Source organism: Rhodococcus wratislaviensis (assembly GCF_900455735.1).
Classification (GTDB): Bacteria; Actinomycetota; Actinomycetes; order Mycobacteriales; family Mycobacteriaceae; genus Rhodococcus_F; species Rhodococcus_F wratislaviensis.
The window spans coordinates 191,025-207,451 of the sequence record NZ_UAUI01000027.1 but is presented as its reverse complement, the minus strand read 5'-3'; the positions used below and the strand labels follow the sequence as shown (position 1 = coordinate 207,451).

Genomic DNA, 16,427 nt, shown 5'->3' with positions numbered 1-16,427 from the left:
CGTGCCAGGCGGTTGGTCCTGGCGTCGAACTCGGCATACGTCAGTGCGTCGTCGCCGAACACCAGGGCAACCGCGTCCGGCGTCCGCGCCACCTGCTCGTCGAACAGGTCGACGAGGGTGCGCTCCTCCGCCGCGGTCGCGGAGGTCGCCGACGTCGCGTCGGCGATCACGCCCGCGAGGACACCGGCGAACGTGTCGGCGAAGCCCTCGCCCGACGAGCCGTCGAGCAGTCCGGGCAGCAGGGTGGACAGGGCCACCGTGACCGCGGCCTCCGGGCCGACGCCCACACCGGCGAGCGTGCGCGCGAGTTCCGCCGACTTGTCCCGCAACTGCGCGTACGTGACATCGGTGCCGTTGTGCGACAGCGCGATTCCGTCCGGGTTGATCGACGCCGCACCGTCGAGGAGTTCGGGCAGCGACTTGGTGGCCGCCAGCTCCTCCGAGATGGAGTGCGACATCAGGGACTGCGTCCCCTCGTCCGGCACGGCCAGTCCGGCCTTCTCGCCCTCGGTCAGGATGTCGATGTCACCGACCACGGCGTCCGCGTCGGCCGTGACGGCCTCGAGCACCCGAACGAAGCGATCGGCGAAACCGCGGACCGTCGACTCGTCGAAGAGGTCGGTGGCGTAGGAGAACCAGCCCCGCATGCCGTTCGCGACGGCCCCCTCGTCGAACCGTTCCTCGACGGCGACACCGAGATCGGTCTTGCTCGTGGTGAGTCCGCTCTCGAGGACCTCGACGGTCAGCCCGTCGAGGTCGAGCTTCGGCCGTTCGAGGTTCTGGAAGCTCAGCATCACCTGCGCGAGCGGCGCGTACGCGGCGGTGCGCGACGGACGGAGCACCTCGACGATCTGCTCGAACGGCACATCCGCGTTGCCGAATGCATTCAGATCGACCTCGCGTGCCTGCGTGAGCAGCGTGCTGAAGCGGGCGTTCGGGTCGACATCGGTACGCAGCACGAGCGTGTTGACGAACATCCCGACGAGGTCGTCGAGCGCGCGGTCACCGCGGCCCGCGACCGGGGTGCTGACGGAGATGTCGCTGGTGTTGCTCAGACGCCCCAGCAGCACGGCGAGTGCGGTGTGCACCACCATGAACAGCGACGCCTGGTGGGTCTGCGCGAGTTCGTTCAGCGACCGGTGCACGTCCTGCCCGATCTCGAACTCGATCAGGCCACCCTGCGGGTTGCGGACGGCCGGACGCGGCCGGTCCGCCGGGAGGTCGAGGACCTCCGGTGCATCGCCGAGCGCGTGCGTCCAGTACGCGATCTGCTTGCCCGCGAGCGACTCCGGGTCGTCCTCGGAGCCGAGGAGATTCCGCTGCCACAGGGCGAAGTCCGGATACTGCACGGGCAGCGGCGAGAAGCTGGGCTCCTCCCCCTGCATGCGAGCGCCGTAGGCCCCGAACAGGTCCCGTGCGAGCGGGGCCATCGACGAGCCGTCCGCCGAGATGTGGTGGACCACGACCACGAGGACGTGGTCGCGTTCCCCGAGCTCGAACAGGGCGGCGCGAACCGGGACGTCGGCGGTGACGTCGAAGCCTGCCGATGCCAGCGCGACGACCCGCTCCCGCAGTTCCTGCTCGTCGGCCACGCGGACGACGTCGAGCCCGGACTTCGTGTCGGACGCGGACAGGACGACCTGATAGGGGCCGTCGACGGAATCCGGGTACACCGTGCGCAGCGATTCGTGCCGGGCAACGACGTCGGCGATCGCCGAGCGCAGCGCGTCGACGTCCAGTGCGCCGGTGAGCCGCAGCGCCAACGGGATGTTGTACTCGGCCGATTCGGGATCGAACCGGTTGGCGTACCACATCCGCTGCTGTGCCAGCGACAGCGGCAGACGGTCCGGACGCGCTCCGGCGGTGACGGGCGGACGGGCGCCGCCGTCCACACCGAGTTCTTCCAGCCTGCGGGCCAGCTGCGCCACCGTGGGGGCCTCGAAGATCTCGCGCACCGGTGCGTCGATACCGACGGCCTCGTTGATCCGCGCCATCACGCGGGTGGCGGCGAGCGAGTTGCCGCCGAGGGTGAAGAAGGAGTCGTCGGCACCGACCACGTCGACACCGAGCACTTCCGCGAACACCGCGGCGACACGCTGTTCGAGAGCGGTTCCCGCGGCACGGAACTCACGGTCCTCCGCGAGGAACTCGGGCTCGGGCAGGGCCCGGCGGTCGAGCTTGCCCACCGGGGTGAGCGGGATGGCGTCGAGGGTCACGATCGTCGACGGCACCATGTACGTGGGCACGAACTCGCCCACGAAGTCCAGCATCCGGGTGACGTCCACCTCGGCGCCCGGTACCGGGAGAACGTACGACACGAGGACCGAATCCCCGGAGGGGCCGGGCAGCACGGACGTCGTGGCGAAGTCGACGGCGGGGTGCTTGGCGAGCACCGCGTCGATCTCGCCGAGTTCGATGCGGAATCCGCGGACCTTCACCTGCTGGTCCGAGCGGCCGACGTAGTCGACGGTCAGCGTGCCGTCCGCGTCCTTCTTCCACCGCACGACGTCGCCGGTGCGGTACATCCGGTCGCCCGGCTCACCGTACGGGTTCGCGACGAAGCGTCCCGCGGTCAGCGGCGTGCGCCGGTGGTAGCCACGGGCGAGCCCGAGACCCGACAGATAGAGGTCACCTGCGATACCGACCGGAACGGGGCGGAGTCGATCGTCGAGGACCAGTGCGCTGGTGCCGCGGATCGGACCACCGATCGTGACCGGACCGTCGGCGGCCATCGGGTCGCTGATGTTGGTCATGATCGTGGTCTCGGTGGGACCGTATCCGTTGAACAGTGAGCGTCCGGGTGCCCAGCGGGCCGCGAGTTCCGCCGGGACGGCCTCGCCGCCGGCGACCACGAACTGGAAGTCGTCCAGCCCGGACGGATCCACGGACGCCAGCGCCGAAGGCGTGACGAAGCCGTGTGTGACGCGGTGCTCGCGCAGGAACGTCGCGAACTCGGGTCCGCCGTACACGTCGGTGGGAGCGATCACCATGGTGGCGCCGGCGCCGACCGCGAGCAGCAGTTCGAGAACGGACGCGTCGAAGCTCGGCGACGCGAAGTGCAGCGTCCGCGAGTCCGCCGTCACCTGGTAACGCTCACGCTGTTCGGCCGCGAAGTTGGCAAGACCCCGGTGGGTCACGACGACGCCCTTGGGCTGCCCGGTGGTGCCGGACGTGTAGATCACGTAGGCGCTGTTGGCCGGTGTCACCGCCGTGCGACGCTCCGCCTCCGCGACGGGGGCCGTGGAGTAACGCGCGGAGGCGTTCTCGAAGTCTTCGCTGTCGAGGACCAGCCAGTCGACGTCCGCGGGAAGCCGGCCGACCTCAGAGCTCACGGAAAGCCCGAGCGACACACCGGAATCGGTCACCATGTGCGCGATGCGCTCGTCCGGGTACCGGGGGTCGATCGGCACGTATGCGCCGCCGCTCTTGGCGACGGCCCAGATTCCGACGATGGACGCGATCGAGCGGGTGATGCCGAGCCCGACGAACGTCTCCGCGCCGACTCCGCGCTCGATCAGGATGCGCGCCACACGGTTCGAGCGCTCGTCCAGCTCGCGGTAGGTGATGCTGTCGCCGCCCGAGACGATCGCGTCCCCGTCGGGGTTCGCGGCGACCGCCGCGGACAGCAGTTCGACGAGAGTCGTGGGCGACGTGCCCTCGATACCGCGGACCGGTGTCAGTTCCTCGGTCTCCTCGGCGTCGAGGATGGGGATATCGCCCACGGCGATGTCGGTTCCGCCGCCTGCGACGGCGGCGAGGATCCGCACGAAGCGATCCGCGAAGCCCTGCACGGTATCCGCGTCGAAGATCTCGGTGGCGAACCCGAGAACGCCGGTGATCCCGGTGGGCGCACCCTCGTCCGACCACAGTTCGCGCAGGTCGACGGTGAGGTCGAACTTGCTGAACTCGACGTCCACGGCACCGGGTGTCGCCTCGAGTCCGGCGAACTCGAGCGACGGAATGCCGTTGACCTGATGGGTCAGCACGACCTGGAACAGCGGCGAGTACGCCGTGGACCGGGCCGGCTTCAGGGCGTCCACCAATTGCTCGAACGGGACGTCCTGGTTGCTGAACGCGGCGAGGTCCTGGGTGCGGACCTGCTCGAGCAGTTCGGCGAAGGACGTTCCGGGCTCGACCTCGGTCCGCAGCACGAGCGTGTTGACGAACATGCCGACGAGGTTCTCGAGCGCCTCGTCACCGCGCCCGGCCACAGCTGTGCCGATGGCGATGTCGGTGCTCGAACTGAGCCGTGCCAGCAGCACGGACAGCGACGCGTGCAGCACCATGAACAGTGACACGTTGTGTGCGCGGGCGACCTCACCGAGACGACGGTGGATGTCCTCGTCGACGGAGAAGCCGACGGAGGCACCGGCCATCGACCGCACCGTCGGGCGGGGCCGGTCGGTGGGGAGGGCCAGGACGTCGGGCACACCCGCCAGGGTCTTCGACCAGAAGTCGATCTGCGCGGCGGCCAGGGAATCGGGGTCGTCCTCGGAACCGAGCACGTCCCGCTGCCACAGCGCGTAGTCCGCGTACTGGACGGGCAGCGCCGGCCACGCGGGCTGCGTTCCGTCCAGATGGGACGCATAGGCCGTCATGACATCGCGGGCCAGCGGCAGCGTGGACGCGCCGTCGGACGCGATGTGGTGCATGACCAGCACCAGCACGTGGTCGGTCGCGCCGAGCCGGAACAGGCGGGCCCGGACCGGGATCGTGTCGGTGACGTCGAAGCCGGTGGAACCGAACTCGAACATCCGGTCCCGCAGGTCCTCCTCCCGGACGTCGACCGGCTCGAGAGCGAGGTCGATGCCTGCGGCGGGCAGGATCACCTGGTGCGCACCGGAATCGGAGTCCGGGAACACGGTCCGCAGCACCTCGTGCCGCGCGACGACGTCGGAGAGCGCCGCAGCCAGGGCGGCGACGTCCAGTTCGCCGCGCAGTCGCACGGTGAGCGGAACGTTGTACGCCGGCGACGACGGATCGAAACGGTTGAGGAACCACATCCGCTGCTGCGCGAGCGACAGCGGCAACTCCCGGGGGCGCTCGCCCGCGACGAGTGCCGGCCGGGTGGAGCCGTTGTGGGCCCGGTCCTCGACGAGCTTCGCGAGGGTGGCAACGGTCGGGGCGTCGAACAGATCACGGATCCCGACCTCGGTGCCGGTCGCGGACGTGACGCGGGCAGCGACGCGGGTGGCGCTGAGCGAGTTGCCGCCCAGGTCGAAGAACGACTCGTCGACACTCACCCGCGTCGCGGAGATCACGTCACCGAAGATGCCGGCGACGACCTCCTCGAGCGGGGTGCGCGGTGCGACGAACTCGACCGTGCTCGTGGCGAAGACCGGGTCCGGGAGGGCCTTGCGGTCGACTTTGAGATTCGCGTTGAGCGGCATCTCGTCGAGCACCATCACCGTGTCCGGGATCATGTGCGACGGCAGTACGTGCCGCAGTGCGTCGAGCGTCGCATCGACGTCGAGTTCGGCGCCTGCGGTTGCGGTGACGTATGCGACGAGCCGGGGGCCCTGCTCGCTGTCGTGGACGACCACCACCGACTTCTGCACCGCGTCGGTCGCGTTGAGTGCGGATTCGATCTCTCCGAGTTCGATCCGGAGACCGCGGATCTTCACCTGGAAGTCGCTGCGTCCCACGAACACGAGTCCGCCGTCGGCACGCTCGCGGACGAGGTCACCGGTCCGGTACATGCGGGCGCCGGGCCCCTCGAACGGGTTCGCCACGAATCGTGACGCGGTGGTGCCGAACATGTTGCCGTATCCACGGGCCAGGACCTGGCCGCCGATGTAGAGGTCGCCGGTCACTCCCGGCGGCACGGGGCGCATCCGGCCGTCGAGCACGTGGTACCGGACACCGCGGAACGCGGCGCCGAACGGGACCGGCCACGACTCGGCGTCCGCGGTGGAGAGGTCCAGTTCGTACGAGGAGCAGGTGACCGATGCCTCGGTCGGACCGTAGTTGTTGAGGAGACGCGAATCGGTGCCGATCAGTGCCGTGCAGGCGGCCGGCCGCAGCATCTCACCGCCGAGGAGGACGACCTTCAGATTGGGCAGGACGCCGTCGGTATCGAGTTCGGTGAGGACCTCGAACGCACTGGGTGCCAGGTTCGTGATCTGGACTTCGCCCGTGCCGATCATGCGGAGAATCGGTCCCGGATCGAAGCCGTCGTCGGCGAGGTGGAGCACACCGCCGTACGCGAGACCCACCCAGATGTTCTTCTGGGTCTGGTCGAACAGCGGGGAGTTTGCGATCAGCAGTCCGGTGCCGTCCTTCACCCGGAGGTCGCACTGGTACGACTGATAGTTGTTGGACAGGCCCAGCATCGGCACCATCGTGGGCTTGGGCCGCCCGGTCGAGCCCGACGTCGAGATGACGTGCCCCAGGCGCTTGCCGGCGTGCTCGTCCGACCACGGGTCGTGCGGGAAGTCGGTGTCGTCCAGCGATTCGAGGTGGCGCACCGTGTCGGGGTCGTCGAGCACGATCGGGTCGTCGAGGGCCGCGTTCCCGGTGGGTGCCTCGGTGAGCCCGCTCCAGGACCGGGTGGCCACCACGGTCCGCGTGCCGCTGTCCTCGACGAGGCCCGTGATCCGCTCCATTCCCCACTTCTGGTCGAACGGGGAGTACGCGGCGCCGACCTTCCAGGTGGCGAGCATCCCGATCACCCATTCGACCGAACGGGGGGTGAGGAGTGCGACGACGTCGTCGGGGCGGACACCACGGGACAGCAGTTCGCGTGCGAGCTGGTTGGCCCGGCGGTTCAGTTCGCCGCGGCTGGTCTCGACGCCGCCCGCCACGACGGCGCGGGCCTCCGGGTCGCGCTCGACCCACTCCTGCCAGCGCGTGACGAAGAGTTCGAGCGGCCATCCCGACGTTTCGGCGACCTCCGCCTCCGGCGTCGCAACGATTTCCGGTGCGGGCGCGGCGATCTCGATGTCACCGACGAGGGCGTGCGCGTCCGCGATGACCTGGTCGAGGATCGTGCCGAAGCCGTCCTTCCCGTCCTCGGACGGCGGGGCCATCATGATCGTGGGAACCAGACCGGACAGCACGACGGAGACGATCGCGTCCGGACCCATCCCGCGCTCCGACAGCGGCGCGGACATCAAGCGGAGCCGCTCGTCGAACTCGCGGTACGTCACCTGCATGCCGTCGTGGGCGACGGCGACGGCGTCGGGATCGACCTCGACCGCTGCAGCGAGAAGCTGCGGCAGCTCGCGAACTGTCATCGTGCGGGCAGGTCGGGCTTGGCTCAACTTTGCTCTCTCGTGTTCGGTGAGAATGTCGATGTCGCCTACAGCGACACCGGGATCGGTGACGACGGCCTCGAGGATCCGCACGAACCGCTCGGAGATCCGTTCCGCGGTGCTCCGCTCGAACAGGTCGGTGGCGAACGTGAACCTGCCGCCGAGGCCTGCCGGTTCACCCGACTCGTCGGCTTTCTCGGTGATCGTCAACGTGAGGTCGTACTTGGCGCCCTGCGCCATGTCCTCGATCACGCGCACGGTCAGACCGGGCAGTTCGAGCGCGTCCATCCGGTTGTTCTGGAACGACAGCATCACCTGGAACAGCGGCGAGTACGCCGCCGAGCGCCGGATCCGCAGTGCTTCCACGATCTTCTCGAACGGCACGTCGGAATTGCCGAACGCCGCCAGGTCGCCTTCGCGGACCCGTTCGACGAGTTCGGCGAACGAATCCCCCGGCCGCACGTGGGTGCGCAGGACCAGGGTGTTGACGAACATGCCCACCAGGTCGTCGAGCGCCTGATCGCTGCGGGCGGCGAGCGGGGTGCCGACGGTGATGTCGTCGCTGGTGCTCAGCCGCGACAGCAGCGTCGTCAATGCCGCGTGCGTCACCATGAAGAGCGAGGCGCCGCGTTCCTTGCCGACCGCTTCGAGGCCGCGCCGCAGCTCGGGGGTGATCGCGAAGTCGATCGAATCGCCCCGCATCGACTGCCTGGCCGGGCGTGCGTGGTCCAGCGGAAGGTCGATGAGCTCGGGTGCCCCGGCGAGGGTGTCGGCCCAGTGCGCGATCTGCTTGCCCGCGAGCGACTGGGTGTCGGCGGGGTCACCGAGGACCTCGCGCTGCCATAGCGCGAAGTCGGGGTACTGCACCGGCAGCGGCTGCCACAGCGGAGCCGCGCCGGCGGTGCGCGCACTGTACGCGACCATGACGTCCCGCGCGAGCGGCGACATCGACGCGCCGTCGGCGCAGATGTGGTGCACGACGAGGACGAGCAGGAACTCGCTCTCGCTCGTGGCGAACAGCCGGATACGCAGCGGGGGCGCGACCGTGACGTCGAATCCCTCGGTGGCGAATTCGGTGAGGGCCGTGTGGAGTTCGGCTTCGGTCACCGGGACGGGCGTCAGGTCGACGGGAACCTGCTCGGTGTCGACGACCTGCTGGTACGGGCCGTCGCCGGAGTCGGGGAACACGGTCCGCAGAGACTCGTGCCGCGCGAGCACATCCGACACGGCCGACGACATCGCGTCGATGTCGAGCGAACCGGACAGTCGCACGGCGAGCGGGATGTTGTACGCCGAGGACGCCGTGTCGAACCGGTTCATCAGCCACATGCTCTGCTGAGCCATCGACAGCGGAACGCGCCCGGGGCGCGGCCGCGCGAGGAGGACCGGCCGGCCGGAGCCGGTGCCTGCCTGCTCGGCAACCTTGACCGCGAGCCGCTCCACGGTCGGCGCCTCGAACAACTCGCGCACACCCAGACGGGTGCCTGCGGCAGCGTTGAGCCGGGCGACCGCCTTCGTCGCCACCAGCGAGTTGCCGCCGAGGTCGAAGAACGACTCGGCGACGCTGATCTTCGCGAGCCCGAGTACGTCGGCGAGGACACCGGCGACCAGCTCCTCGGTGGGCGTGCGCGGCTCGACCATCTCGGCCTGCAGGGCGTCGAAGTCGGGCTCGGGCAGAGCCCTCCGGTCGAGCTTGCCTGCGGTGGTGAGCGGGATCTCGTCGAGGACGACGACCGCGCTCGGCACCATGTGCGCCGGAAGCGTGTCGCCGACGAAGTGGGTCACCTCGGCGACGTCCACCGCGGCGCCCGCGGTCGGCAGGACATACGACACGAGGGCGGTGGAACCCGACGGCATCGACGTGCCGAGGGTGGCCGCGAATTCGAGATCCGGGTGCTTGGCCAGCGCGGCGTCGATCTCGCCGAGTTCGATCCGGAAACCGCGGACCTTCACCTGGAAGTCGCTGCGGCCCACGTACTCGACGCCGTAACCGGCGCGGTGCCCGTGGTCGACGACGAATCGGACGATGTCGCCCGTGCGGTACATCCGGCTGCCGTTCTCGCCGAACGGGTTCGCCACGAATCGTTCGGCGGTGAGGCCGAGACGGTCGTGGTAGCCGCGTGCGAGACCGGGGCCTGCGATGTACAACTCTCCCGCCACGCCGACGGGTACCGGGCGCAGCAGTTCGTCGAGAACGTAGACGGTGACCCCGCAGACGGGACCGCCGATCTCGATCCGGCTCCCGGGCACCAGCTGGTTGCTGACGTTGCTCATGACGGTGGCCTCGGTGGGCCCGTACCCGTTGTACATCCGACGACCCGGCGCCCAGCGTTCCACCAGTTCCGGCGGGCACGCCTCGCCGCCGACGACGACGACCTCGAGCCGGTCGAGTCCGGCCGGCTCCACCGACGCGAGCGCGGCGGGAGTGACGAAGGCGTGGGTGACCTCGTTGTCCGCGAGGAAGTTTCGGAGTTCCTCACCGCCGTACAGGTCTGCCGGGGCAACGACCATCGTCGCGCCGCAGCCGAAGGCGAGCAGCAGTTCGAGGACGGACGCGTCGAAGCTCGGGGACGCGAAGTGCAGGGTCCGCGCCGACGGGCTCACCCCGTAGTGGGTGCGCTGCTCGGCGGAGAAGTTGGCCAGACCGGTGTGGGTGACGACGACGCCCTTGGGCAGGCCGGTGGTGCCGGACGTGTAGATCATGTACGCCGGGTGCTCGAGCTGTACCGACGCGGTCCGCTCGGAATCCGTGACCGGCGCCGCCGACTTCGGGGTGCAGAGCGCGTCGCATTCGGACGAGTCCAGGGCGAGCCAATCGACGTCCGAGGGAAGGGTGTCCCGCTGGGCGGCCACGGTCAGGCCGAGGATCGCGCCGGAGTCGGCAACCATGTGTGCAATGCGCTCGGACGGGTAGCGGGGGTCGACGGGCACGAAGGCGCCGCCGGCCTTGGCCACCGCCCACGTTGCGATCACCGAGTGCAGCGAACGCGTCATCCCGAGCGCCACAGACGTTTCCGGTCCCACACCGCGGTCGACGAGCACGCGGGCGAGCCGGTTCGAGCGCGCGTCGAGTTCCGCGTAGGTGAGCGATTCGCCGTCCGCGACGAGAGCGATGCGCTCGCCGTTCTCCGCCGCGGTCGCGGCGAGGATCTCCGGCAGCGACAGCGGTGCGGCGGCGTCGGTGCCGTGCGCCGCCAGCAGGGAGGCCCGCTCGCCGGGGGCGAGGATGTCGATGTCCGCGACGAGTGTGTCGACGTCCCCGGACAGCGCGCCGAGCACGCGGACGACCCGCACCATGATCTCCTCGACCTCGGCGGCCTCGAAGATCTCGGGAAGGAACTTGGCCGTCAGGTGCAGCCGCGGGTCCGTCATCGCGACGATCGCCAGCGGGTAGTGCGTGGCGTCGTTGGATGTCACGTCGAGAACGCGGAGGCCCTCGATGTCGCTGCTCTTCGTGAGAGCCTCACGGTCGAGCGGGTAGGACTCGTAGACCATCAGCGTGTCGAACAGCGCGCCGAGGCCGAGTCCCTGCTGGATGTCGGTGAGCCCGACGTGATGGTGATCGAGCAACTCGGTCTGCTCGTGCTGGATGCGGTCGAGCAGGGTGCGGACGGCGTCGCCGGACCGGACGCGGACCCGCACCGGCAGGGTGTTGATGAAGAGCCCGAGCATGGACTCGATGCCCGGCACCTGCGGCGGACGGCCCGAGACGGTGGTGCCGAACACCACGTCGTCCCGCCCGGTCAGCCTGCCCAGCACGATTCCCCACGCAGCCTGGACGAGAGTGTTCATGGTGACGCCGAGTTCGCGCGAGCGCGCGGTCATGTCGGCCAGCAGGGCGTCCGGCAGATCGATCACGAGCTCACCGGGGGCGAGCGTCGGGGCGGTCTCCGCGTGCGCAGGTGCGAGGAGGGTGGGCTCCTCGATACCGCCCAGGGCCTTCGTCCATGCGGCCACGGGCACCTGCGGGTCCTGCGCGGACAGCCACTCGAGGTAGCTGCGGTACGGACGCGGCTGCGGCAGTGCCAGCGCGTCGCCGTCCACCGCGTACAGGGTCAGCAGATCCTGGATGAGGATCGGCAGAGACCAGCCGTCGAGGAGGATGTGGTGGTTGGTAACGGCGAACCGGTAGCGGTCCTCGCCCGTCTCGACCAGCAGGAATCGCACGAGAGGCGGTGCGGTCATGTCGAACCGGTCGGTCCGGTTCGCGAGCATCAGCGCATCGAGTTCCGCCTCACGGTCGGACTCGGACGCGGCCGAGAGGTCGACCTGCGTCCACGGCACCTCCACCCGGTCGACGACCACCTGCATGCCGGTGCCGTCGTCGCCCGCGACGAACGCGGTGCGCAGGTTGGGGTGCCTCGCGACGAGCGACTCCGCGGCACGGCGGAGACGGCCGGTGTCCACGGATCCGCCCAGGTCCATGACGAGCTGGGTGGTGTACACGTCGGTGGCGGTATCGGCCAGCGACGCGTGGAACAGCAAGCCCACCTGCAGCGGGGCCAGCGACCAGACGTCGGCGAGCGCCGGATAGTCGCTCTCGAGCGTGTCGATCCGGCTCTGACTCAGGGACACGAGGTCGAGGTCCGACGGCGTCCGGCCACCGGCCCCGGGCCGCTTCGTGTGCTCGACGAGACCTTCGAGCGCACGCGTCCACAGACCGGTGAGCTCGCCGACCTCGGAGTCGGTGAGAACGCCGTGGGGAAAGTCGACGGTGGCCGAAAGTCGCTGTTCTCCTTCGACATCCACGATCATCGCGTTGATGTCGAGGGCGAAGTGCACCGGCATCTCGCTGTTGCGGGTACCGGTCAGCTCCATGGTGTCGGTGTCGGGCACCCAGCCCGCAGCCCGGAACGCGTCGGGGATCTCGCCGACCGACACGCGACCGAGATAGTTGAAACTGATCTGCGGGCTCGGCAACGCCGCGAGAACCGCGCGGGTCTCGGCGTTGAGGTATCGGAGCATTCCGTAGCCGATGCCGTGCTCGGGTACCCGTGCGAGTTGTTCCTTCACCGACTTGACGGCCTGACCTGCGGCCGCACCGCCGGCGAGGGCGTCGCGCACGTCGACGCCGGGCGCCGACAACCGGACCGGGAACATGCTGGTGAACCAGCCGACGGTACGGGCGAGATCGGCGCCGGGCAGCACCGTCTCCTCGCGGCCGTGACCTTCGAGGTGCACGAGGGTCGAGGACTCGGTGACGCCGCGTTCGGCGCGCCACGCCGCGACGGCGAGGGCGAGGGCGGTGAGGAGACCGTCGTTGACGCCGCCGTGGAAGGCGCGGGGCACGTCGGTCAGCAGACCGTCGGTGACGTCGGCCGGGACCTCCAGCCGGACCCGGCCGGTGGTCGAGACCGTGTCGCGGCCGTCGAGGGCGCGCGAACCGATCAGCGGGTCCGCACCGTCGAGGGTGGTGCGCCAGTAGTCGAGTTCGGCGACGCGGCGGGCACTCCGGGCGTTGTCTGCGAGTCCGTGCGCCCAGCGGCGCACAGAGGTGCCGACCGCCGGGAGCAGCGGGTCTGCCCCGGCGGCGATCTGCGCCCACGCGGATGCGAAGTCGGGCACCAGCACTCGCCAGGACACACCGTCCACGGCGAGGTGGTGGATCACGACGAGCAGTCGTCCCGACTGCGGGGTGCGCTCGACGTCTCCGCTGTCGCCGTCCTCGCCGTCCCGCGGTGCGAGATCTGCGGAGTCCTCTGCGGGCGCGAACCAGACGAAACGCACCACGCTGCCGGTCGCCGGGTCCAACGTGTCCACTGTGCGCTCGAGGGCGTGCGCGGCCAGCGCCTCGAACGAGTCGGTGCCGGGTCCCTCGCTGAACTCGACGCGGTCGACGAGCCGGTCGACGTCGACGGAGCCGATCGGTGCGACCTCCAGCGACCATCCGGCCGGAGAGTCGGTGCGGTGCAACGACGAACGCAGAGCGTCGTGGCGATCGACGACGGCCGTCAGCGTGCGCACCAGGCGGTCGCGCTCCACCTTCGGCGGCAGGGCCAGGAGAATGGACTGGGAGAAGCGGTGGAAGTCGCCGCCCAGCTCCGTCATCCAGTGCACGACGGGTGTCAGCGGCATCGTGCCGATACCGGCGCCCGGCAGCTCCTCGAGAACGTGCACCGTCGCCGAGTCGGATGCCGACTTCGCGACCTCGGCGAGCGAGGCCACCGTCTTGCGCTCGAAGACGTCGCGGGCCGTGAACAGGACACCGGCTTCCTTCGCGCGGGACACCAGCTGGATCGAGACGATGCTGTCGCCACCGAGCGCGAAGAACGAGTCGCCGACACTGACCCGCGGCAGGCCGAGAACCTCGGCGAACAGTCCTGCGATCGACTCCTCCATGGCGCTGCGAGGGGCCACGTACTCACTGGATTCCGCCGCGAACGTGGGTTCGGGCAGGGCCTTCCGGTCGAGCTTGCCGCTCGCGCCGACCGGCATCTCGGCGATCACCACGACGGCGTCGGGAACCATGTACGAGGGCACCGCGCGGCCGACGTGGACCGTGAGATCCTCGACGTCCACCGCCGAATCGGGTTCGGGGACCACGTAACCGACGAGCCGCTGCCCCAGGGAGCTGTCGTGGACGACCGCAACGGACTGCGCCACATGGGGATACGAGGACATCGCGGCCTCGATCTCGCCCAGTTCGATGCGCAGGCCGCGCACCTTCACCTGGAAGTCGGTGCGACCGAGGTACTCGATGCTGCCGTCGACGCGCCACTTGACGAGGTCGCCGGTACGGTACAGGCGGGTTCCCGCGGCACCGAATGGATTGGCCACGAAGCGTTCCGCCGTGAGCTCCGGCCGGCCCTCGTAGCCGCGCGCGACCTGAGCGCCCGCGAGGTAGAGCTCTCCCGCGGATCCGATGGGAGCGGGCCGGAGGTGGCCGTCGAGCACGTACGCCTCGGTGTTCCACACCGGGGTGCCGATCGGGATCGTGTGGTGGGTCTCCCGATCCACTTCGCCTGCGGTGGCGTGCACGGTGAACTCGGTGGGGCCGTACAGGTTGTGCAACCCGGCGTCCGACTTCGCGCGGAACGCTGCGGCGACTGCGGGCGGAAATGCCTCTCCCGCAACGAGAACGACGCGCAGGCTGGCGAGCTGCTCGCGGTCGGCCTCGGCGACGAACACCGACAGCATCGACGGGACGAACGACGTCGCCGTGACCTTCTCGCGTGCGATCACGTCGGCGAGGTAGGCGGGATCGCGATGCCCCTCGGGCGCGGCGATCACCAGACGCGACCCGGAGGCGAGTGCGGCGAACAGTTCCCACACCGACACGTCGAACGTCGTCGGGGTCTTCTGCAGCACGACATCGTCCGCGCCGAGCCCGTAGCGCGCCGCGATCCACGTGACCTGGTTGAGGACGGAAGCGTGGCTCACGGCCACGCCCTTCGGACGTCCGGTGGACCCGGACGTGTAGATGACGTAGGCCGGGTTCGCCGGCCGCAGGTCCGCGGCCCTCTCGTCGTCGCGGATCGGGTCCGCCGGCACGCCGCTCAGATCGAGGGCGTCGATCTCCAGGACGTCCTGATCGGCAGGGAAGACGAGGCCGTCCCGCGCGACCGTGAGGATGCACAGCGGGCGGGCGCTCTCGAGCACGTACGCCGTGCGCTCGGCGGGGTGGTCGGGGTCGAGGGGCACGTACGCGCCGCCCGCCTTGACGACGGCGTACATCGCAACCATGGAGTCGAGCGAGCGGCGGATCGCGAGCGCGACCTTCGCCTCGGGACCCACTCCCCTGCCGATCAGCGTCCGGGCGAGACGGTTCACCCGCGCGTCGAACTCGGCGTACGTGAGCTCCTCGCCGTCGAAGACGAGTGCCGTCGCGTCGGGCGTGCGCCCGACCTGGGCGTCGAACAGGTCGACGACGGTCCCCGTCGGCGGCGACACGACGTCGCCGTTCCACCCGGTCACGACCTGTCCGCGTTCCTCGTCGCTCATCGCGGCGAGGTCCGACACCGACGCGTCGTCGCCGGCGCCGAGGAAGCGCTCGAAGAAGTCGAAGAAGCGGCTGTGGTGACGGTCCAGCTCGTCCGCCGAGTACAGGTTGGGATTGGCCTCGAAGTCGATGTGGATCTTGCTGCCCGCCACACCCTGGTAGATGTTCAGCGAGAGATCTTCGACCGGTCCGGTGGTGAGGACGTTCTGGTGTCCGGTGACCGTCCCCAGCTTGATCTCGCTGTGGAACATCATGATGTTGATCGACGGACCGAAGAAGCCACGCTGGCCCTGGGGCGCTCCGGCGTCCCGGCGGATGTCCTCGTGCCGGTACCGCTGGCGACGCAGGGCACCGGTCAGCTCGATCTGGACGCTCTTGACCAGTTCGGGGACGGTCATCTCCGGGGTGATCTGCAGTCGGAGCGGAACGATGTTCGACACCATTCCGCCGGAGCGGCGCAACGTCGCGGTGGTGCGCGCCGAGACCGGGAGGCTGAGGACGACGTCCGTCCGGTCGGTCATGTGGGCCAGGTACGCGGCGAATGCGGCCACCACGATGGGCGCGGAACTGGCGTTGCTGCCGCCGAGAGCCTCGTCGAGAAGGGTGGCGGTGGACTCGGGCAGGGCCTCGGAGGAAAGCCGCGCGAACTTGCCCACCATGGCCGCACGACCGGCCAGGCTCGGGGCCTCGGGCAGGTGCGCGGTGCGTTCGGCCCAGTATTCGCGATCCTTCGCGAACCGCTCGGAGTTCCGGTACCGCTGCTCGTCCTCGACGATCCGGACCAGGTCCTCGGCGCGGCACGCGGGCGGCTCGGTGCCCTCGACCAGCGCGGTGTAGATCTCGGCGATGCGTGCGATCAGCGCCATCGCGCCGAAACCGTCGAGCGCGATGTGATGGATGCGGCAGAACCAGAAGTAGTGATTTTCCCCGACGTGCAGCAGGTAGACCACGACGAGGCGGTCCTCGAGGAGGTCGACGGGCGCGCTGTAGTTGGCCCGCATCCACTTCTCGGCGGCGTCGACGGAATCGTCCTCGGCGCGGAGGTCGACGTAGGTGATGGCGTCGTCGAGGGACTTGTCGACGTACTGGTAGGGCATCCCCTCGATCTCGACGAGGCGGAGGAAGCCGGAGCCGAACTCCCGGCCGGTACGGACCGTGGCCTCGGTCAGCAGGTCGAGGTCGATGTCACCGCGAAGCTCGATGTACTGGGCGATGGTGAGAGGAACCTCGCCCAT

General features: G+C 69.6%; 1 protein-coding gene (only partly in view). It reads right to left on the bottom strand.

The annotated features are described in order from the left end of the window. Positions 1-16,427: the beginning of a non-ribosomal peptide synthase/polyketide synthase gene (locus DTA22_RS32820; RefSeq protein WP_245973315.1), read on the bottom strand. It extends 17,299 nt beyond the left edge of the window; 16,427 of the gene's 33,726 nt are visible here — the first part of the coding sequence; it begins with the start codon at positions 16,425-16,427; its stop codon lies beyond the left edge, outside the window.